The organism is Actinomadura chokoriensis (genome assembly GCF_041463665.1).
Lineage (GTDB): Bacteria > Actinomycetota > Actinomycetes > Streptosporangiales > Streptosporangiaceae > Spirillospora > Spirillospora chokoriensis_A.
In genome coordinates this window covers 1-17,810 of the sequence record NZ_JAXCEJ010000006.1, presented here as the reverse complement: position 1 = coordinate 17,810, position 17,810 = coordinate 1, and the positions used below count along the sequence as shown (strand labels likewise).

Annotated in this window: 21 protein-coding genes; 7 read left to right on the top strand and 14 right to left on the bottom strand. The window is 69.9% G+C overall.

The features are described 5' to 3' along the window. Window positions 1-88: 88 nt before the first annotated feature. The 8 genes from gvpO to SM418_RS12170 form a co-directional block, all read right to left on the bottom strand. Window positions 89-349, bottom strand: coding sequence for a gas vesicle protein GvpO (gvpO, locus tag SM418_RS12205; RefSeq protein WP_371945665.1), 261 nt, complete (start codon window positions 347-349; stop codon window positions 89-91). A gap of 14 nt (window positions 350-363) precedes the next feature. Then, entirely contained in the window at window positions 364-612 is a 249-nt protein-coding gene (locus SM418_RS12200; RefSeq protein WP_371945666.1) for a gas vesicle protein GvpG, read from the bottom strand. A gap of 5 nt (window positions 613-617) precedes the next feature. Next, window positions 618-1,406 (bottom strand): GvpL/GvpF family gas vesicle protein, encoded by a 789-nt coding sequence (locus tag SM418_RS12195; protein ID WP_371945667.1) that lies wholly within the window; start codon window positions 1,404-1,406, stop codon window positions 618-620. Beyond that, a complete protein-coding gene (gvpJ, locus tag SM418_RS12190; RefSeq protein WP_371945668.1) occupies window positions 1,403-1,840 on the bottom strand; it encodes a gas vesicle protein GvpJ in 438 nt (145 codons plus the stop codon). The genes SM418_RS12195 and gvpJ overlap by 4 nt, the downstream gene beginning before the upstream one ends. A 232-nt stretch (window positions 1,841-2,072) precedes the next feature. Then, window positions 2,073-2,372, bottom strand: coding sequence for a hypothetical protein (locus SM418_RS12185; RefSeq protein WP_371945669.1), 300 nt, complete (start codon window positions 2,370-2,372; stop codon window positions 2,073-2,075). A gap of 210 nt (window positions 2,373-2,582) precedes the next feature. After that, on the bottom strand, window positions 2,583-3,212 hold the full coding sequence (locus SM418_RS12180) for a hemerythrin domain-containing protein (RefSeq protein ID WP_371945670.1): 630 nt from the start codon (window positions 3,210-3,212) through the stop codon (window positions 2,583-2,585). Window positions 3,213-3,527: 315 nt separating this feature from the next. Continuing rightward, window positions 3,528-4,028: a MarR family winged helix-turn-helix transcriptional regulator gene (locus SM418_RS12175; protein WP_371945671.1), complete on the bottom strand. Its 501-nt coding sequence runs from the start codon at window positions 4,026-4,028 to the stop codon at window positions 3,528-3,530. Between the two features lie 226 nt (window positions 4,029-4,254). Next, window positions 4,255-5,367 (bottom strand): ABC transporter substrate-binding protein, encoded by a 1,113-nt coding sequence (locus tag SM418_RS12170; protein WP_371945672.1) that lies wholly within the window; start codon window positions 5,365-5,367, stop codon window positions 4,255-4,257. A 471-nt stretch (window positions 5,368-5,838) separates the two neighbouring features. Here SM418_RS12170 and SM418_RS12165 point away from each other — a divergent pair, with 471 nt between their 5' ends. The 3 genes from SM418_RS12165 (at window position 5,839) to SM418_RS12155 (ending at window position 8,201) form a co-directional block, all read left to right on the top strand. Continuing rightward, window positions 5,839-6,636, top strand: a complete 798-nt coding sequence (locus SM418_RS12165) for an NAD-dependent epimerase/dehydratase family protein (RefSeq protein ID WP_371945673.1) — start codon at window positions 5,839-5,841, stop codon at window positions 6,634-6,636. Between the two features lie 139 nt (window positions 6,637-6,775). Beyond that, window positions 6,776-7,417 carry a LuxR C-terminal-related transcriptional regulator gene (locus SM418_RS12160; RefSeq protein ID WP_371945674.1) on the top strand — a complete coding sequence of 214 codons (642 nt, stop codon included), beginning with the start codon at window positions 6,776-6,778 and terminating at the stop codon, window positions 7,415-7,417. A 91-nt stretch (window positions 7,418-7,508) separates the two neighbouring features. Beyond that, window positions 7,509-8,201 (top strand): TetR/AcrR family transcriptional regulator, encoded by a 693-nt coding sequence (locus SM418_RS12155; RefSeq protein WP_371945675.1) that lies wholly within the window; start codon window positions 7,509-7,511, stop codon window positions 8,199-8,201. A gap of 397 nt (window positions 8,202-8,598) precedes the next feature. On the opposite strand, the gene SM418_RS12150 is transcribed toward SM418_RS12155, so the two are convergent. Beyond that, window positions 8,599-9,228, bottom strand: a complete 630-nt coding sequence (locus tag SM418_RS12150; protein WP_371945676.1) for an LUD domain-containing protein — start codon at window positions 9,226-9,228, stop codon at window positions 8,599-8,601. Window positions 9,229-9,387: 159 nt separating this feature from the next. On the opposite strand from SM418_RS12150, the gene sigJ reads away from it, so the two are divergent. Beyond that, the gene (gene sigJ / locus SM418_RS12145; RefSeq protein WP_371945677.1) at window positions 9,388-10,299 is read left to right on the top strand and encodes an RNA polymerase sigma factor SigJ; all 912 of its coding nucleotides are present in this window, start codon (window positions 9,388-9,390) and stop codon (window positions 10,297-10,299) included. Between the two features lie 97 nt (window positions 10,300-10,396). On the opposite strand, the gene SM418_RS12140 is transcribed toward sigJ, so the two are convergent. Beyond that, complete coding sequence (locus SM418_RS12140; RefSeq protein ID WP_371945678.1) at window positions 10,397-11,179, bottom strand: DUF1062 domain-containing protein; 783 nt, start codon at window positions 11,177-11,179, stop codon at window positions 10,397-10,399. Between the two features lie 336 nt (window positions 11,180-11,515). Between SM418_RS12140 and SM418_RS12135 the strand changes: the two genes are divergently transcribed. Further along, on the top strand, window positions 11,516-12,037 hold the full coding sequence (locus SM418_RS12135; protein ID WP_371945679.1) for a GNAT family N-acetyltransferase: 522 nt from the start codon (window positions 11,516-11,518) through the stop codon (window positions 12,035-12,037). Between the two features lie 286 nt (window positions 12,038-12,323). Here the strand turns inward: SM418_RS12135 and SM418_RS12130 are convergent, their stop codons facing one another. The 4 genes from SM418_RS12130 to SM418_RS12115 form a co-directional block, all read right to left on the bottom strand. After that, complete coding sequence (locus SM418_RS12130; protein WP_371945680.1) at window positions 12,324-13,178, bottom strand: WD40 repeat domain-containing protein; 855 nt, start codon at window positions 13,176-13,178, stop codon at window positions 12,324-12,326. Between the two features lie 198 nt (window positions 13,179-13,376). Then, window positions 13,377-14,135: an SDR family NAD(P)-dependent oxidoreductase gene (locus tag SM418_RS12125; protein WP_371945681.1), complete on the bottom strand. Its 759-nt coding sequence runs from the start codon at window positions 14,133-14,135 to the stop codon at window positions 13,377-13,379. Next, window positions 14,132-15,208 (bottom strand): saccharopine dehydrogenase family protein, encoded by a 1,077-nt coding sequence (locus SM418_RS12120; RefSeq protein WP_371945682.1) that lies wholly within the window; start codon window positions 15,206-15,208, stop codon window positions 14,132-14,134. Before SM418_RS12120 ends, SM418_RS12125 begins: the two co-directional genes overlap by 4 nt. Beyond that, entirely contained in the window at window positions 15,205-15,783 is a 579-nt protein-coding gene (locus tag SM418_RS12115; protein ID WP_371945683.1) for a hypothetical protein, read from the bottom strand. Before SM418_RS12115 ends, SM418_RS12120 begins: the two co-directional genes overlap by 4 nt. Window positions 15,784-15,863: 80 nt before the next feature. Here SM418_RS12115 and SM418_RS12110 point away from each other — a divergent pair, with 80 nt between their 5' ends. Together SM418_RS12110 and SM418_RS12105 are read left to right on the top strand one after the other, a co-directional pair. Continuing rightward, window positions 15,864-16,421, top strand: coding sequence for a TetR/AcrR family transcriptional regulator (locus SM418_RS12110; protein ID WP_371945684.1), 558 nt, complete (start codon window positions 15,864-15,866; stop codon window positions 16,419-16,421). A gap of 221 nt (window positions 16,422-16,642) precedes the next feature. Then, the gene (locus SM418_RS12105; RefSeq protein WP_371945685.1) at window positions 16,643-17,350 is read left to right on the top strand and encodes a recombinase family protein; all 708 of its coding nucleotides are present in this window, start codon (window positions 16,643-16,645) and stop codon (window positions 17,348-17,350) included. Window positions 17,351-17,810 lie beyond the last annotated feature (460 nt).

Sequence of the window (17,810 nt, the reverse complement as noted above, 5' to 3'; positions counted from 1 at the left end):
CCCGCACCGCCGCCGGGCGAGGGACGGATGCCCGGGGCCGGTGGGGGGCCGGTGGGGGGCTCGGCTGTGGGCGCGAGCTCCCCACCTCTCAGTTCCTCTCCACTCGTCCGCGGGGATAGCGGCGGGCGCGGCGGTAGGCGACCAGGTCGCCGTCCGCGTCCACTTCGGTGTCGTAGGCAGCGAGGATGTCGGCGGAGTCGGGGATGCGGTGGGTCTCCACGACCTCGACCGTGACGCGCCAGCCGTCCTCGCCGGCCCGCTCGATCCCCACCACGCTCTCGGCGCTGCGGCCGGTCATCGCGGTGACGTGCTCGACCGCCCGTTTGGCGGCCTCGGACGCGGACATCATCACTGGCCTCCCTGCTATCCCGGCTGGTAGCCGCGGGCGCGGCCCTCGTTCAGCCGGTGGATCAGCTCCTCCTCGCGGGCGGCGGCCTCCTCCTCGGTGATCTCCCCTTCGGCGACCTCGTCGGCGATCTGCTGCATCTCCGCGGCGATGCGCCCCGGGTCGTACAGCCGTGCCTCGGCCTGCTCGGTGAGGGTCTCGGCCAGCCAGACCACGCCCTTGACGGGCGCGAGCGGCAGCGTCACCAGCCCGGTGAACAGTCCCATCGCCCTCACGCCTCCGGTACGAAGTCGTAGGGCGGGAGCGGCCCGATGAGCCGGATCCGGATCCGCTGGCCGTGCGTGCGGCCGAGTTCCTCCACGGCCTCCTCGAACTGGTCGCGGCGGTCGGCGGCGACGAGGAACGAGGCGTCCAGGACGTCCTCCTCCCGGGCGGGCGTCTTGCGGGCGAACGCCTCGGCCGCCGGGGCCACGCCGTCCAGCAGGACCTGCCCGTCGTGCTCGCGGCGCCGCTCCATCGCCTGTGCGATCAGTTCCCCGAGCCGGATCCGGTCGTAGTAGACGGCGTCGGCGGCGTCCGGCGGGACCTCGCGCAGCCGCTGGGACAGCTCGCCGATCTCCGGTTCGTCCGCCATGATCTCGCCGAGGACCTCGTCCTGGACGTAGGTGGCCTTCACGCGCAGTTCGACGCGTCCGTCCAGCTGGTCCAGGACCTGCCCGAGGCGGTCGGAGTTGTCGGCCAGCAGTTCCTTCTCCACGGCCTCGCGGTCGGCCAGCGCCGCCCCGAACCGGAACGGCAGCACCACGGTGCCTGCGTCCACCAGCGAGTTCAGGACACGCTGGTGCGCCACCAGGTCGGCGCGCTCGCCGAGCGCCCGGCCGGTGGGCAGGTCGCTGACGACGGCGGCGCACACGCCGCCGTCCTGCACCAGCGACACCGGCCGGTCGTCCAGGCCGTTGACGTCCGCGGGCAGTTCCGCGTCCGAGCGGGTCACCCCGTACACGTACTGCGGGATCCGGTCGCCGGACTCGGAGCCGCCGGGGGCTTGCGGCGTGCTCATTCTTCCTCGTCCTCCTTCTTGCGGGACGAGCGGCGGCGCGCGGGCTGCTTGTCCTCCTCCTCGGAATCGTCGGAGCCGCCGAAGGTCTCCTTCAGCCGCTCCTGCGCGCCTTCCAGGGCGCCGCGGGTCTTCTTCTTCGCGCCCGACTCCTGCATGCCCTCCACGAACTGCGGCAGGCCCTGGGACGTGCCGTCGTGGGCGATGTCGAGCCGGTTCACGGCCTCGGCGAACCGCAGGTAGGTGTCGACGCTGGCGACGACGATCCGCACGTCGATCGTGAGGATCTCGATCCCGACCAGCGACACCCTCGCGTACAGGTCGATGACCAGGCCCTTTTCCAGGATCAGGTCGACGACGTCGGCGAGGCCGCTGCCGGATCCGCCGCGTTGGACGTTCTGGCTGCCCGAAGTCTGCTGGGCGATCGGCCCAGTCATGTCATCTCCTCGTTAGGGGTTGTTCTGGGGTTTGGCACGAACCCGGGTGTACCCACACCGATCTCTCTAAACAGACGGCCTGGTTTTGGTCACCGGCAGGTCAATTGCCGCCCTGGGTCTGGCGGGGTGCGGGGTGCGGAGTGCGGGGTGACGCCCGGTGCCGGGCCAGGAAAGCCGGAACGCCCCCGGCGCGGGCCGGGGGCGTTCCGGTGGTTGCGAGGTGTTCGCGGGGTCAGCGTTTCCTGGCGGTGATGCGCCCGACGACGATGCCGGCGGCCGCGGCCGCCGCGACCGGAGCGGCCCGCAGGAAGCGCCGCAGCGTCACGAGTTTGGTCAGGGCCGCTGCCCGGCCGGGCAGCGCCGCGACCTGCCCCGCGACCTGCCCGCCGGCCCTCCCGGCGGCGGTGGCGGTCGCCCCGGCGGCCCCGGCGGTCTCCTGCGCGGCGCCCGCCGTCTTCCCGGCCGTCTTCCCGGCCGTCTTGCCCGCCGTCTTGCCGGCGGACCGGCCGGCCTCGGCCGCGTCCTTGCTCATCTGTCCGGGCCCTTTACCGGGCACCGAGGGGGTGTCCATCGTCCGTCCTTCCATTCCGGGGGAATCGTTCGTGCTGGCGTCAGCCGCCGCGCACACCCCGCCGGCGAAGAGGTCGAAGAAGCCGTCGGCGCCGGGCCCGATCTGCGGGCGGCCCGTATCGGGGGTACCCGTGCGGCTCCCGGCAAACCTGGACGATGCCGCCGCCTGGGGTCAGATGCTCCACAGGCGGCGCTTGCGGTAGCGGGGCTCCCACGTCACCCGGTTGCGGGCGCGCACCGATCCGGGCAGCGCCGTCAGGAAGCGGCTGCGGTCCACGGGCGCGATGCCGTCCACGACCCAGGGGACGAACAGCGGTGCGGCCGGAGCGCAGCGGCCCTCGGCCTCGGCGGCCAGCGCCCGCCACTCCCCCGCCTCCAGCACCGACTCCGCCAGCGGCAGCGCGGTCGACTCCTCATGCCGCAGATGCCCCTCCAGCGTCTCCCGCAGGGCCAGCACCGCCGCGACCGCGCCGCGCCCGTCCTCCAGCGCGGCGTCGACGCAGGCGGTCAGCGCCGCGATCCGGGCGTGCCCGTCGCGCATGTCCGCCAGCACGGCCCGCTCGGCGGGGCGCCCGGCCAGCGCGTGCTCGACCCGCGGCCACAGCAGGCGCTCCCCCACGTCCTGGTGCATGCGGAGCTGGTCCTTGAGGTTGTCCCACCCGTCGCGCACGTGCGCGGCCCCGCCCTTGCCCGCCGCGACCGCCGCCGCGAGCCGGTCAAGGTCCCGGCGGAACGCGTCGTGCGCGGCGTGCATGAGGGTCTGGCAGATCGCGTCGCGCGACCGGGCCACGAAAGCTTCCATACCGATATGAGGGCCCGGCGGTCCCGAACGTGACACTCCCCGGCCCCGGAGAGACGCACCTCACACCCCCCGGACAGATGGTCAGGGTGCCGGTCGGCACCGACAGCGGCGCCGCATCGCCGCGCGCACCGAGGCCGCCGCGTCCCTCCCGCCGCAGGACGGCGATCGCCCGGTGGCCCCGCCGTCCCGTCCCTGCTCGTGGCCGCCCGCATCACCGCCGAGCACCTCCGCTTCACCACACCGCCGCCGTCACCCGCCCGGGCTCGCCCCGCATCTGGCCCCATCGCCAACGGCGCCACTCCGGGCTTCCTCCAGCTAGCCGAGCGAGGTGTCGCCGAGCGACTCAAGCAGCGTGCGCAGCGCTCCGGCCAGCCGCTCGCGGCCGGCCGGGTCCAGCGCGGCCAGGAGCCGGTCCTCGTTTGCGGCGTGCAGGGCGACCAGCTCGTCCACGAGCTCCAGGCCCCGCGGCGTCAGCCGGATCCGCACCGACCGGCGGTCGTCGGCGTCCCGGACCCGCTCGACGAGGCCCTTGGCCTCCATCCGGTCGATCCGGTTGGTGATCGCCCCCGAGGTCACCATCGCCGCCCGCAGCAGCGCCCCCGCCGTCAGCTCGTAAGGGGCGCCGTGCCGTCGCAGCGTCGCCAAGACGTCGAACTCCCAGCTCTCCAGCCCCCGCTCGGCGAAGAAGCCCTTCAGCTCCCGGCCCAGCAGCAGCTGCGCCCGCGAGATCCGCCCGACCACGCCCATGGCGGACACGTCCACATCGGGCCGCTCCCGCCCCCACTGCGCCAGAATCGCATCCACCGCATCCGCCATCGCCCCTCCGAACAATCTCAACATTGAGATTATTGGGAGCGGACCGCCGCCGCCACCGACCCGCCACCGACCCGCCGACGCGTCCCGCCCCTGGACGCCAGTCCGACCGCCGGCCTCCGCCGGGCTGCCCGGCTGCCGCGCGATATCGGAAAATGCGCTCGGGATCCGCCGCGAGGCTAAGAGCCTGTGAAGCCTCAAGTTCGGAGCACAGTCGACCTGTGTGCTCTCATCTGGCGCGCAGGATCCGGAAGCGATCGGTAGCCGCCGGATCTCGGTCGGCGACCTGGACCGGCGTCCAGGCCCATTGCCAGACGCTGATGCCCGGCCTTCGGGAGAACCGGATCTCCCCGCGGGTGCCTTCGACTGCGACGCGCGGCCAGAATTCGCCGGTGCACGGCCGGTTCGCGCCGTTCGAGCGCAGCACATCGGCGAGGACTGCGACCGTGTCGTAGCCCTCGAAGGCGACGAAGGAGGGCGCTTCGGCCAGCCGCTCGCGGAGGGCCGTCTCGACTCGTGCACCGAGGGGGCTGAGACGCTCGGGCAGATAGCGCAAGAACGGGATCGCGGCGCCGTCGTCGCCCAGCGATGTCGCCCATTCGGCGAACTCCGGTTGCCCGGCTGGAGCACCGATCGTGATCTCAGCGAGGCGCCGGTCGCGGCGGACGGATCTGACGATCGACACTGCCGGCTCCGGGTGGCCGACGAGAAGAAGAAGGGCCGTCGCCCCATTGTCGGCGAGTTCGTCGCACACGGCCGCGGGGGCGAGTGCGCTCATGTCGAGTTCGAGGACGGTCCCGCCGCGTGGCGCGAGGTGGTCCCGAAGGATGCGGGACCCGGACGCCCAGTAGACACTCGGCTCGGTTGCCACGGCGATTCGGCTGTGCCCCGCGCCGAGGAGGAAGTCCGCGTAGAATCGCCAGCCGTGGGACTGCGCCGGGGCGATACGCGCGACCCATTCCGTTGGCTTTTCGGTGAGGGCATCGAGAACCGCTGACGAGCAGAGGAACGGCAGGCCGAGGGCGTCGGCCCTGGTCGCGGCGGCGCGGGCGACGACGCTGTGGTACTCCCCCGCCAAGGCGGCCACGCCCAGGCGAGCCAATTCGTCCACGGCCGCCGCGGCCCTGCGTGGATCAGCCGCGGTGTCGCGGACCACGAGTTCGAGTGGCCTTCCGGCGATCCCGCCGGCGTCGTTGACTTCGCGAACCCCCAATTCGAGTCCGGCGAGCAGTTGCCGGCCTGCCGCGACCCAGCCAGGACGGGTCAGCGGAACGAGAGCGCCGATCCGGACGGACGATCCCTCAGTCCGCTCCGCCCCGTGCGGCGACGCTGGCGCATTCATGCGCCGGCGTCTCCCGTGCGGCGATCCGGCTGCAGCCTGCCCGGATCGCAGCGTGACACGGTCCGGTAGTACGCGTTCATCTCATCTCGCCGCGGCGGGCGCACCTGGGTGACCATACCGGACATTGCATCCATGACCACCGGGGCAGGCAACCGAATATCTGTTCGCTGAGCTGCCAGGCTTTGTGAAGCCGATGGGAAACCCCGCTACCGCTCACTCATGACTCGCGTCCTCCCGCGCGCGGGCATCTGTCCCGGGGGCAGACCCTCAGGAGTAGATGGTGACCTTCGGGCAACCCGGCATCATCGGCGCTCGACAGTACGGAACCACGCCGTGGCCTTCCGCGCCGCCGCCGCGGACCTCGCGCAGGCGAGTTCGTCCCGATCGTCCGACGCACGTTCCGGCTTGACGGCGCGTGCGGCATGGTTCGCCCCGGCCGGGCTGTCGGTGGTGTGAGACAGAGTTGTCATCATGGAAACGGGTCTTGGGACTGTGGTGGTCACCGGTGCGGCCGGGCAGATCGGGTCGGTGGTGCGGGCCGGTCTGCGCGGTGAAGCGGAACGACTGGTGCTCCTCGATCGAGTGGGCCTCGCCAGGCAGTCGCCGACCGAGGAGGTGCGGCAGCTTGATCTGCGCGACGCTGAGGCGGTGACTGCGGCCCTGGAGGGTGCGGATGCGGTGGTGCATCTGGGCGGTGTCCCGGATGAGGCACCGTTGTCAGACCTGCTGGACGGCAATGTCCGGGGGACGCATAACGTGCTGGAGGGTGCACGTCGGCAAGGGGTGGGGCGGGTCGTCCTCGCCAGCAGTAACCGGCTTACCGGCTTCTATCCGGTCTCGACGACCGTCACGCCCGAGATGCCGCCCCGTCCGGACGGTCTCTACGGGGTGAGCAAGGTAGCGGTGGAGGCTCTGGGACGTCTGTATGCGGACAAGTTCAATCTGTCCGTAGTGTGCTTGCGGATCGGGAGCTTTGAAGACGTGCCGACTGAGCGACGTCATCTGGCCACCTGGCTGAGCCCGCGCGACTGCCTCGGCTTCGTCCGCGCAGCTCTCACCGCCTCCGATATCAACTTCGCGGCCGTATATGCCGTTTCCGCCAATAAGCGCCGATTCTGGGACATTGAGGCCGGGGCGGCTCTGGGATACACACCTGTGGACGATGCGGAAGTCTTCGCACCGCGTATTCCGCCGGAAGGGGACGCGGCAGAGCACGATCCGCAGGGCGGCGTGTACGCCAGCCCGGAATACACGCTCCGATACATCTGAACGAGGCCAACCGCAGCAGTGAGGCACGCCAGTCGTGACCCGCGCGCACAGCGACCGGGTCGAGCACGACGACGTCACCGACGGTTGGACGCCTTGAAAAGGAGCCAGCCACCGCACCCGGGTGCTGGCCATCCTCGCCGTGGCCTCAGCCGTGTGGGTACTGGGCGAATTGGCCCGCGGCGGCGTCCCAGGGACGCACGGCATACGCACCGTCGTGCTCACCACGTTCGACATGGACGAGTACGTCGACGAGGCCCTGACCCTCGGGGCCGGCGGATTCCTGCTCAAGAGCAGCTCCTATGAGGAACTGCTCATCGCCGTCCGCGCCGCCGCGGGCGGCGACGGCGCGCTGAGCCCCAGCGTCGCCCGCCGCGTCATCGGCGGCTACGTCGCCCACCGCCGCTCCCAGCGCGTCGACGCCGCCGACTCGGGCCGGCTGTGCGAACTGACACCGCGTGAGCGGGATGTGCTGCGGCTGATCGGCCAAGGGCTGAGCAACAGCGAGATCGCCGCCGGCCTGGTGCTGTCCGAGCACGCCGTCCACAACCCCTGCAGCCGGATCCCGGCCAAGCTGGGGCTGCGCAGCCGCGGCCAGGCCGTCGCCTTCACGCGCCGTGTCTCCCTTTATCCGTACGGCGGACAAGGCACATCCGGAGAAGAGGGCGACCAGCTCTGGCGGTGTCACGCCGGTGTCCCACGGCGGCGTGCCGGCACGGTAGTACGCCTCCAGGCTGCTTCGGACCGCATCCTCCTGGTCGCGTTCGGTACCGGTCTGCACTGAGTCCGCACTCTGAGTGGTCATCGGCCTACTCACGGCTCCTCCAAGTTTCAAGTTGGACACTAGTGTCTAGCTCTAGAGATATACTCGCCTCATGGACACCGTCAAGCGGCCGGACAAACGCGCCGAGCGCTCGCGGCGCACCCGGGAGAAGGTCATCCAGGCGGCGCGGGAGCTGTTCGTCTCGCAGGGATATGGGGCGACGAGCCTGCAGGAGGTCGCCGACCGGGCGGGCGTGGCCGTTCAGACGGTCTACTTCGTCTTCGGCAACAAGCGCACACTGTTCAAGGACGTCGTCGACACGTCCATCGCCGGCGACACCGAGCCGGTCGCCACCATGGACCGTGAATGGTTCCACGCCGCGTGCGCCGCGCCCACCGCGGCCGACCAGCTGCGCGCGCACGTGCGCGGGACCAGCGAGATCCTCGGCCGGGTCGCCCCGATCATGCCGCTGATCGCGGCCGCCTCGGCCACCGACCCCCAGATCGCCGCGCAGTGGCCCGACGGCCCCGATCCGCGCTACACCGTCCAGCATGCGGCGGCCCGGGCGCTGGTCGGCAAGCCCGGCGCCCGCCCCGACGTCCACGTCACCATGGCCGCGGACCTGCTGTTCGGCCTGCTCAGCCCCCAGCTGTACCTGCTGTTCGTCCAGGACCGCGGCTGGTCACCGGACAGGTGGGAAGAATGGGCCTGTGCCACTCTGACCGCACAGCTCTGCACCACCCCTGAGGCAGACAGGGCACCCGACGGCCGTTCCCAGGGAGCCCCTGCTCCAAAGCACCCGTGATCCCCGCCCGGCTCTCCGGCCCCGCGTCGTCCCGAGTCGTTCTCGCCGGTCACACAGGAGATGCGGTTACCGCTGGACGTTTCCCACGAGAACGCCGCACCGTTGGCGTCCATGGCCGCGGGCACAGCGGTCCGCTGGGGCAACGGCGAGGTCGTCGTCCCTGGGGCATGGCGTCGCCCTCGCGTTCCTCGCCGGTCAGGCCCGACCACAGCCGGACCGTACCGCCACCGTTGTCACCGTATTCGTCGTGGGCGGAAACGAGCCGCCCGTCGGCGAGAAAGGTGATGGCGGTGGCGAAGGGCGCCGAGATGGAGGTTACGCGCTCACCGTCCAGGTCAGTGATCTCGATGCCGTCCAGCGAGGTGGTCGCCAGCAGTGCCGCCGCCCGATGGATGGCTCAGAATCCGATGGTTTCGCGGAGCAGCAGGACGGTGCCGCGTCCGGGTTGGTATTCCGCGTTGAGGATGAGAAGGCGGTTGATGGCGCTGGGCGCCCCATAGGCCTCTTGGGCGCGGGCGTTCTCCAGGGGCAGGCAGTGGTCTTCGACGCGGCGCAGCGCGACGTCCAGGTCGGGCACCACCTTCTGCGCCCCGACGATCCAGATCGCGCGAGCGGCGCCGCCGGAGTAGCTGGGCAACTGGCTGCCGCTGCCCGAGGCGACCACGAGGGAACCGGTCTCGGTGACCGCGTGGACGCTGCCCACGACGACGTCGGGGGCGGCGCACAGCCGCCGGATCTCGTCCATTTGAGTGGCGCGGTCCATGACAAGGATGCGCGCCTTGACGGCCTCGTATCGTCCGCTGCCGTTGATGTCCTCATCGATGCCGGACAGGCGGAGCGTCTCGCTGGCGCCGGTGAACACGCTCGCTCCGCCGGGTATCAGCTCCCTGACACGGGAACGCGCGGCGGCGGCGTCATCGAGGATCTCGACGGTGAAACCGTGCGCGGTCAGCGCGGCGGCCGCCCGCTCCAGACGCTGCCCGGACGCCGCACCGGCGAACGGTGTTTCCGGAATTGAGGTGGTCATGATGTGCCTGAGCTCCCATCTTCGCTGGACGATGTGTCGGTCTCACCAGTTCGACAACGCAGCCCTCACAAACGTGAGGCCGGCGCGTCACCTCACATTCCGGTGCGCTGTCTTGTCGAACTGGTGAAGACCGATGCGACAGAGGGAGCCGCCAGCGCCATGACCACCCGATTCGAGCCAGAACAGGGCCGGCCCGACCCGGGGCTGGACGCGATCATGGGCGAGCGGCGTCGCCTGATCAATCTCGCGTACCGGTTGCTGGGCTCGCTTGCCGAGGCCGAGGACGCCGTGCAGGAGACCTACACCCGCTGGTACGCCATGTCCCGGCGGCAGCAGGACGCCATCGCGTCTCCCGGAGCCTGGATGACGACGGTCGCCAGCCGCATCTGCCTGAACGTGCTCGGCTCGGCACGGGCCCGGCGAGAGACCTACGTGGGCGAATGGATCCCCGAGCCGCTCCCCGACGGCACCGTCGCCGACCCTGCCGACCGGGTCACCCTCGACGAGTCGGTCAACCTGGCCTTCCTGGTCGTGCTGGATTCGATGACCCCGGCCGAACGCGTCGCGTTCATCCTGCACGACGTCTTCTGCCACACCTTCGCCGAAGTGGCCGAGATCGTCGGGCGCACCCCGGCGGCGTGCCGCCAGCTGGCCTCCTCGGCCCGCCGCCGCATCCGGGCCTCGCAGCCGTCCGCGTCGACTCCGGCAGCCCGGCCCGCCGACGTCGTCAGGGACTTCAAGCAGGCTTGGGAGACCAAGGACATCGACGTCCTGATCGGCCTGCTCGACCCCGACGCCACAGCGATCGCCGATGGCGGCGGCCTCGCCACCACCTTCCTGCGCCCCATAGAAGGCGGCGAGCAGATCGCGCACGCCTGGGTCGAACTCGCCCGGCGCGCCCCCGGCGACATGGCCTGCCTGGAGCGGACGGTCAACGGGCAACCCGGTCTGGTAGCTCAGCAAGACGGCGTCATCGTGACGGTGTTCGCGTTCACCATCGTGGGCGGCCGGATCAAGCACATCTGGGTAGTACGCAACCCCGACAAACTCCGTCGCTGGACGACGGGCTGAGCAGCGAGCCCTTCGCATCTAGGGCGGCCTCTTCGGGCGATCAGCGTGAGCAGCCGTGCGACAGGCCCGGCGGGAACCCGGCCGGCAATCCGCACCGTCAGCGTCTGCTCGGCCAGCCGCAGAGCCCTTCTCGATGATCCGCCGAACCGCTCCCGGGTTCGGCGGTAGATCCAGCGGGAGTCTTGACTCCTGCCTGGTGTCGGTCTCCCCCGGTACCGGCTGTACCGCCAAGGTCGCCAAGAACGCCGACAGGGTTCGCGTCGACCTGACCGGGGCAGAACCGGCACAGCCGTGTTCTGCCCCGGCCGAGCCTCGCACCGATACTTGGGCTTACTGGAGCGACCACACCAGGACGAAGGAGAAATCCTGTCTCGTCCTGCGGTTCAGCGGGATCTGGCACAGGATCGTCGAAGGTCACGGTGGTCTGGAGGAGCCACGGATCCTCGGGAACCGGAGGTGCGTGGAGTTCCCAGCACCCGTCCCAATCGAGCGCGAACCGGTTGCGTCGGGCGATCAACGGGTCGAGAAGGGTATCCACGACGAGGGAAGGCGAGTTGGCCGAGTAACCGGCCAGAAGGTCAGCGGGCAGTGAGCGGACCGGGACGCGGTCGTGGACGGTGAGCTTGCCGGTCCGGCCACAGAAAACGCAGTTGACCAGGAGCCAGACGTCGAGAAGTTTGCCGTTGGCGTTGACGCGGAACCTGCCGTTGTCAATGGTGGCGCGGCCGGAAGGGCAGGCCACGCACCGGAGGGCGAGCAGAGGCAGGCGGGTGCGGCGCACCGCCCAGGGCAGCACGGTATGAGGACGTGAAGACATGATCTCTCTGAAGACCTGACGAAGAGCACGGAAAACAGAGCCGACGGCGTCGCCGGCGACCAATGCGCAGGGAAGTGTCAGGTCTAAAGAGCAGGCGGCGTCATGCGCGCGAGGTCCTCACGTAGGGGAGGGCCAAGGATAGGCGACCTCCCACAACAAGATCCACTCGTTTTCGCGCCCGCCGTCGGTAGGGGAATCCCATGTGCCGAGAGGGGCAGGGGTCGCCGAGATGTAGCGACAGTGCCGTGGGTGTGAAGCGGACGGCAGGAGTGTTCCTTGGTGCAGGGCCCGGTAGTGACCGCCGTCGAGCGCCGCCCGGGCGATGGGGAGCGTGGTGAGCGGCCGGTGCCTCTGGCTTGGTGGTGGCGGGGCGTCGGCTGATTGGTCATGATGTGACGGATGACCAATGTGCCAGTGGACCAAGAAGCCGTTGAGGTCGCTATCGCGAATGAGAGCGATCTCCCCGGGATCGTCGACATCATGAACAACGTGGCGGCAAGCTCGATCGCGACCTTCGACACCCGGCCGACCAGCGTGGCCGAACGACGCGCCTGGTTCGAGAGGTTCCTTCCGACGGGCCCTTATCGTCTCCTGGTCGCTCGGCGCGACGGTGAGGTGGTGGGATACGCGTGCAGTCAGCCCTACCGAGACCACGAGGCTTTCCGGGAGACCGTTGAGCTCAGCGTTGCGCTTGGTGCCGGTCGCCGAGGCCAGGGTGTGGGAACGTCGCTGTACCGCGCCTTGTTCGAGGTCATCGCCCACGAGCCGATCCATGCCGTCGTCGTGGGTATCGCCATGCCGAACGACGCATCGGTCGCCCTGCACCGGAAGTTCGGCTTTACAGAAGTCGGTACGTTCCACGAGTACGCCACCAAGAACGGCCAGTACATCAGCTCATTGTGGATGCAGCGACTTCTGTGATCGGGTCCTCACCTTGAATGTGGACACCTTGGAGACTGGATCTCGAGGTCAAGGAGAAGAGATGTCATTGATGGCGCCGGTGCTCTATTGGGAGGAGTTCTAGGACGACGCGGTGGCTGAACCGCTTCCGGTTCGTCGCCGACCATGCGGGCGCCCTCGGGGTGAAGCAGTTGTGCCGGGCGTGGCCCGAACGCCGCAGGCATGAAAACCTCGGCCACACCGCACCGAAGAACTACGAGAAGACCACAGCCACGCGTACCGGTCTGCCGGGGCTGGGGACACCGAGCTATGCCTCGACCTCATGGGTCCATGCCAGGATCTTGCCGTGCTCGGTGCCGACCGCGAACCGGTTACCGCCACCGGCCCAGCCTCCGCCGAGAAAGTAGTAGGTGCCCGGTTCCTGTGGTGTGAGTTCGGCCAGCAGCCGGCCGGACGGGTCGACCACGCCGACAGACCGGGTGAGCACGACGAGGGCGCAGGCGCTGCCGTCCCGGTTCCACCGGGCTGTGATCACCTTGCCGCCCTCGCTCACCTGGGCTCCGGTGCCGCCATCCAGGTCGAACAGGGCGGTGCGGGCGGCGTCGTCTCCGGTCATGAGGCGCCGCCCGTCCGGCGACAGCGCGGCGCACAGGACGGCATCCCCCTTCTCGTTGAGACATAGGTCGCGGATCCGGCGAAGCGGCGCCGCGTCGTAAACATCGATGGACCCCGCCCGCCCGACAGCAAGCGTGGCGCCATCAGGTGAGACATACGCGGCGAGGCACCCGGCAGTGCCGTCCAAGGTCTGGTCAGGGCTGTCGACCTCGAGCAGGTCGGGGTCGTCGACACCGCCCACGTAGAACCGGTCTCCGGCGGCGACCACGAACCGGGAGCCGGACGCTGTAGCCGCCACGTCGAGCACCGACGTGTCGGACTTGATCCGCCACTGACGGATCGGCGCCGTCCACTCCCCCGGCCCATCGAGTCGGTAAAGCTCGACCGTGTCGAAGCGAACCGCGAGCACGCGGCGATCGGTCAGGCCGACCAGGGCGACCGGCGGCAGGTCGTCGTCGATCTCGTACGTGTCGACCTCGCCGGTGTCCAGGTCCACGACGGCGAGGTGCCCGCCGTCGCCGAGCACCGCGACGGGCGCATCCGGCAAGAGCGTCGTGGCTCTGCATTCGTCCAGCCCTGTGACCGGGGCTGACGAACATCGGAACGAAAAGTCCCGCTAACGGCTCTGTCGGTCGGGGCCTCGATTTGGCACCGGTTTCATGCCCTTGACCGCCGGCGGCCGGTGCACGGAGGTGAGGGGGTTCAGCTGTTCTTGAAGGGGTTGAGGGCGCGTCCTGCGAGGTAGCTAGCTCAGGCGGATGGGCAGGGGTTTCATGGCGGCGGCGTTGATCTTGTTGACGAGGCCGGGGATGCACACGGGTTTGCCGTTCTGGACGGCTTTCCAGCCTTCGGCCACGACGGCTTCGGGTTGCTGCCACAGGATGCGGGGGAGGTGGTTGGCTTTGTCGCGGGTGCCCATGACGTCGTGGAATTCGGTGTGGGTGAAGCCGGGGCACAGGGCGGTGACGTGGATGCCGTGCGGTTTGAGTTCCATGTCGAGGGCCTGGGAGGTGTTGAGGACGTAGGACTTGATGCCGGTGTAGAGCAGGCTCGCGGCGGGTGGTGCGAACGCGGCGACGGAGGACAGGTTGACGATGCGGCCCCAGTGGCGTTTCTTCATGCCGGGGATGACCAGGTGGGCGAGTTCGGTCTGGGCGGTCACCATCAGCTGGATCTCCCCGGCCAGGATGTCCCAGGGGGTGTCGGCGAACGCGGACTTGCCCGATAGTCCGGCGTTGTTGATGAGGACGTCGATGTCCAAGCCCTCGGCGTCGGCGTAGTCCATGATCGCCTTGGGGGCGGCGGGGTCGGTGAGGTCGGCGCCGAACACCCCATAGTGCCGCCCACCGTGCTGCCGGGTCAGCTCCGCGGCCAGCTCCTGGAGGCGGTCGGTGCGGCGGGCGACCAGCAGGAGCTGGTAGCCGCGGGCGGCGAGGTGGCGGGCGAACGTGGCGCCGATGCCGGCGGAGGCACCGGTGATGAGCGCGGTGCGGGGGGTGGTCACTGGGGGGTTCCTTCGGTCGCGTGGGGGGTGGTGATGGTGAGGGGGCTGCTGCCGGGGAGCCGGGTGATGAGGTCGGCGCCGAACAGGGTCGCGGGCGTGTGCGCGCCGGGGCGGGTGGTGGGGACGGCGAGGAGGTCGGTGACGGCGGTGAGGGCGCCGTCGATGGTGAGCCGGTAGGGGTTGGCCGTGGTGATGCGGGCGGTGGCCCGCCGGCCGGCCGCGTCGGTGGTCTCGCCCCACACGTAGGCGGTGCCGGTGGCCCGTTGGTTGGCGTCGGGGCCTTTCACCGTCTTGTCGATCAGCTTGTGTGCGGCGGCGCGGACACCGGGACGGGCCAGCAGCCCGGTGAACCGCCTGCTGATCTGGGTACAGCGGATCAGCAGGAAGGGCATCGGGATGTAGACCTCGATGTTGGGGATCGCGGTGCTGTGGTGGGCGCCGTGGAGGTCGGCGGCGGGGAAGGCGAGAGCGGGTTTGGTGCCGTTGCCGAAGTCGATGCGGGCGGTGCGTCCGCCCAGCGGGGTCGCGGTGATCCGGCCGTCGATGCGGGCGCGGCCTCCGGCGGCCATCCCGTCCAGGATCGTCTTGACGGTCCCCGGGGACAGCGCCAGCGGCAGGTCGAACCCGAGCCGCAGACCGGTGGCCTCGGGCATGGCCTGGTGGAGGGCCGCGGCGAGGCAGTCGGTGGGGATGACGTCGAAACCGACTCCGGGACAGACCACGACACCAGCAGCGCGGGCCAGGCCGTCGATCTCGCGGGCGTAGGCGAAGACGTCCATCTCACCGGTGATGTCGAGGTAGTGGGTGCCGGTGCGCACACACGCGTCGATCATCGGGGCCGCCGTCACCGAGAACGGCCCGGCGCAGTGCAGCACCACGTCGATCCCGGACAGCTGCGTGTCGGCGTCGCGCAGCTCGAAGATCCGGCACTCCAGGCCCAGGTCCTCGGCCAGCGGCTTGACCGCCGTGGGGTTCCGGCCGGCGAGGACCGGTTCCAGGCCTCTCTTGCGGGCCTCCCGGGCGATCAGCTCACCGGTATAGCCGTTGGCGCCGTACAGCAGCCACCTCGTCACTGGGCGGCTGCCTTTCGGCCGGGCAGTTCACGCGGGCCGGGGGTGAAGCCGCGGCGGGCTGCGCCGATGTCACCGCGGTAGGCGCCGACGGGGCCGGTGAGCAGGAAGGGCAGCGGGACGCGGCGCTGACGTGCGGTGAATCCCCAGGTCCCGATGCCCAGGTAGACGCCAGGTGCCGCGCGGCGGACCTCGTCGACCATGTTGATCGCCCCGCACGCCGAGGCGTAGGCGCGGTAGATGAGCGTGTAGGCGGGACGGCCGTCAAAGCGCGACGGCGCGATGAGAGTGTCCATCGCATAGCGCTGCCGGACGCGGCCGAACTGGCTGAAGGTGTTGTAGCCGCGCCCAGTCTCGCCGTCGACGGGCCGGAACGCCTTGCACAGCCACGGCGCGAGCGGATTCGACACCGTGCCGCGCCCGGTCACCGAGGCGAACACGCCGGGCTGGGCCAGCAGCCGGGCGGTGTACTCCCCGTCCATCTCCTCGATGGACGGGGCGGGCAGCGTGGCGAAGAACGCCAGCAGCTCGGTCGTGTCCAGCCCGAGCAGCTCGGCAGCCGCATGGTCGGTCTCCATGAGGGGTCCCACCTCAATTCTTGAATGGCCCTCAAGAAACCTAGCGCCTTCTTGAGGGTCGTTCAAGATAGGGTGTGGGGGTGCCCCGGAACCGACGCCCCCAGGACCGCGAAGAGAAACGCGAGGAGATCCTCGCCGCCGCCCAGCGGCTGTTCATCGACGACGGTTATGAGTCGGCGTCCATGGGCCAGATCGCCAAGCACGCCGGCGTCACCGTCAACACGATCTACTGGTACTTCCGCGACAAGGACGACCTGCTCATCGCCGTCCTGGACCGCCTGCTGGCTGAAGCCCTCACCCAGTACGCGACCATCGCCGACCGGCCGCTGGGCGACCGGCTCCTGTGGGCCGTCGACCAGCTCGAACGGCTGCACGGCCTCGTCAACACCGTCCACACTCGCGCCCCGGCCTCACCCGCCGTCCACGCCTGGCACACCGGCTTCCACGAACTCGCCGACGCCCTGGTCGCCGACGACCTCCGCAACGCCGGCGCCGCCGACGCCGACCTCCCCGCCATGACCGCCATCGGCACCTTCGTCATCGAAGGCCTCCTCACCCACCGCCGCGACGACGCCGACAAACGAGCTGTGATCGACCTCCTCGTCCACCAGCTCACCACCGTGCCGACCCGAACCTGACCGCAAGCCATCCCGCTGCATCTCGCGTGCCCGCATCGCAGCGGCGAACGGTGGCGCGTCTCCGCTCCCGGCGGGGGTGTTGAGAACCGTTCGATTTACAACACCCCGCTCGAAGTCCTCTTCACGAACCGCCCACCGGGCGCGCATGTGTCGGGAAACGTGTTGAGAAGTCGGGGTGTTCAACAACTCCAACGGGACCGTTTTCCCTACACTTCCGCAGTGTGACGACGCTGCCCGACGGCTCCGAACCCTCCGCGGCGATCCGCCAGGCCGACGACCTCCTCGGCGCCGAACCCGCGATCCTCACCGGCGCGCTCGTCGGCTACGCCCGGGTCTCCACCAAGGACCAGCGGCTCGACCGACAGACCCTCGCGCTGGAAGCCGCCGGCTGCATCCGGATCTTCGCCGACAAGAAGTCCGGCAAGGACACCGAACGCGAAGAACTCGCCAAAGCCCTGGACTACCTGCGGCCCGGCGACACCCTCGTCGTCCCGAGCCTCGACCGGCTCGCCCGCTCCCTGCAGGGCCTCATCACGATCGTCGCCGACCTCCGCCGCCGCGGCGTCGGGTTCCGATCCCTGAAGGAAGCCCTCGACACCACCACCCCCGGCGGCCGCCTCGTCTTCCACGTGTTCGCCGCCCTCGCCGAGTTCATCCGCGAGCTCATCATCGAAGGCACCAACGAGGGCCCGGCCGCCGCCAAAGCCCGCGGCGTCCGGCTCGGCCGGCCGCCCGCGATGACGCCCGAGCAGGTCCGGCACGCCCGCGCACTGCTCACCCAGCCCTACGCGACCATCTCCTCGATTGCCCGGCTCCTGGGCGTCAGCCGCTCCACCATCTACAAATACGTGCCCGAGCTCAAACCGACCGGCATCCAGCAGATCGAGCCCGACGTTCCCGAACCACGCCCCGAACTCACCGAGCACTAACAAGCGCCCTCTGACCTGCACCGATCCCAGCCCGAGCGACATCGGAACGGAAAGTCACGCTAACGAGCCCAACCAGCTGCCCTTAGCGGGACTTTTCGTTCTGATGTTCGTCACCCCCGTGACGTACTCGCGCAGCACGAACCGGCCCCGCTCGAATGTTGCGCTATCAAGATCATATGAGCTCATGCGGGCCATCATGACCCACGTCGATCGCCGCTGCATGAACAATGCGACGAGACGAAGCGAGCGCAGCCCACACCCGGTGTTCCTGTGGGCCGTCACGATCTGGCTGGACGGGACCCGGCTCCCTCGCCTCGAGGCACGGGCTGGCAATCGGAGGGACTGTACGGTTTTCGGTGTAACTCCTGATCAAGGAGTGACACCTGATGATGACTGAAGTGAAGACGGAGGCCGTGGTGGCCGAGCCCGACGAGAAGCGCGGTCCGGTGGCCGTGGTCGA

Excerpts from the sequence above, each read along its gene's own strand:
- SM418_RS12135 (WP_371945679.1), top strand. The coding sequence starts at position 11,516 with ATGACCAATGTGCCAGTGGACCAAGAAGCCGTTGAGGTCGCTATCGCG.
- SM418_RS12165 (WP_371945673.1), top strand. The coding sequence starts at position 5,839 with ATGGAAACGGGTCTTGGGACTGTGGTGGTCACCGGTGCGGCCGGGCAG.
- SM418_RS12170 (WP_371945672.1), bottom strand. The coding sequence starts at position 5,367 with ATGAATGCGCCAGCGTCGCCGCACGGGGCGGAGCGGACTGAGGGATCG.
- sigJ (WP_371945677.1), top strand. The coding sequence starts at position 9,388 with ATGACCACCCGATTCGAGCCAGAACAGGGCCGGCCCGACCCGGGGCTG.
- SM418_RS12150 (WP_371945676.1), bottom strand. The coding sequence starts at position 9,228 with ATGACCACCTCAATTCCGGAAACACCGTTCGCCGGTGCGGCGTCCGGG.
- gvpO (WP_371945665.1), bottom strand. The coding sequence starts at position 349 with ATGATGTCCGCGTCCGAGGCCGCCAAACGGGCGGTCGAGCACGTCACC.
- SM418_RS12185 (WP_371945669.1), bottom strand. The coding sequence starts at position 2,372 with ATGAGCAAGGACGCGGCCGAGGCCGGCCGGTCCGCCGGCAAGACGGCG.
- SM418_RS12155 (WP_371945675.1), top strand. The coding sequence starts at position 7,509 with ATGGACACCGTCAAGCGGCCGGACAAACGCGCCGAGCGCTCGCGGCGC.
- gvpJ (WP_371945668.1), bottom strand. The coding sequence starts at position 1,840 with ATGACTGGGCCGATCGCCCAGCAGACTTCGGGCAGCCAGAACGTCCAA.
- SM418_RS12195 (WP_371945667.1), bottom strand. The coding sequence starts at position 1,406 with ATGAGCACGCCGCAAGCCCCCGGCGGCTCCGAGTCCGGCGACCGGATC.
- SM418_RS12175 (WP_371945671.1), bottom strand. The coding sequence starts at position 4,028 with ATGGCGGATGCGGTGGATGCGATTCTGGCGCAGTGGGGGCGGGAGCGG.
- SM418_RS12200 (WP_371945666.1), bottom strand. The coding sequence starts at position 612 with ATGGGACTGTTCACCGGGCTGGTGACGCTGCCGCTCGCGCCCGTCAAG.
- SM418_RS12115 (WP_371945683.1), bottom strand. The coding sequence starts at position 15,783 with ATGGAGACCGACCATGCGGCTGCCGAGCTGCTCGGGCTGGACACGACC.
- SM418_RS12180 (WP_371945670.1), bottom strand. The coding sequence starts at position 3,212 with ATGGAAGCTTTCGTGGCCCGGTCGCGCGACGCGATCTGCCAGACCCTC.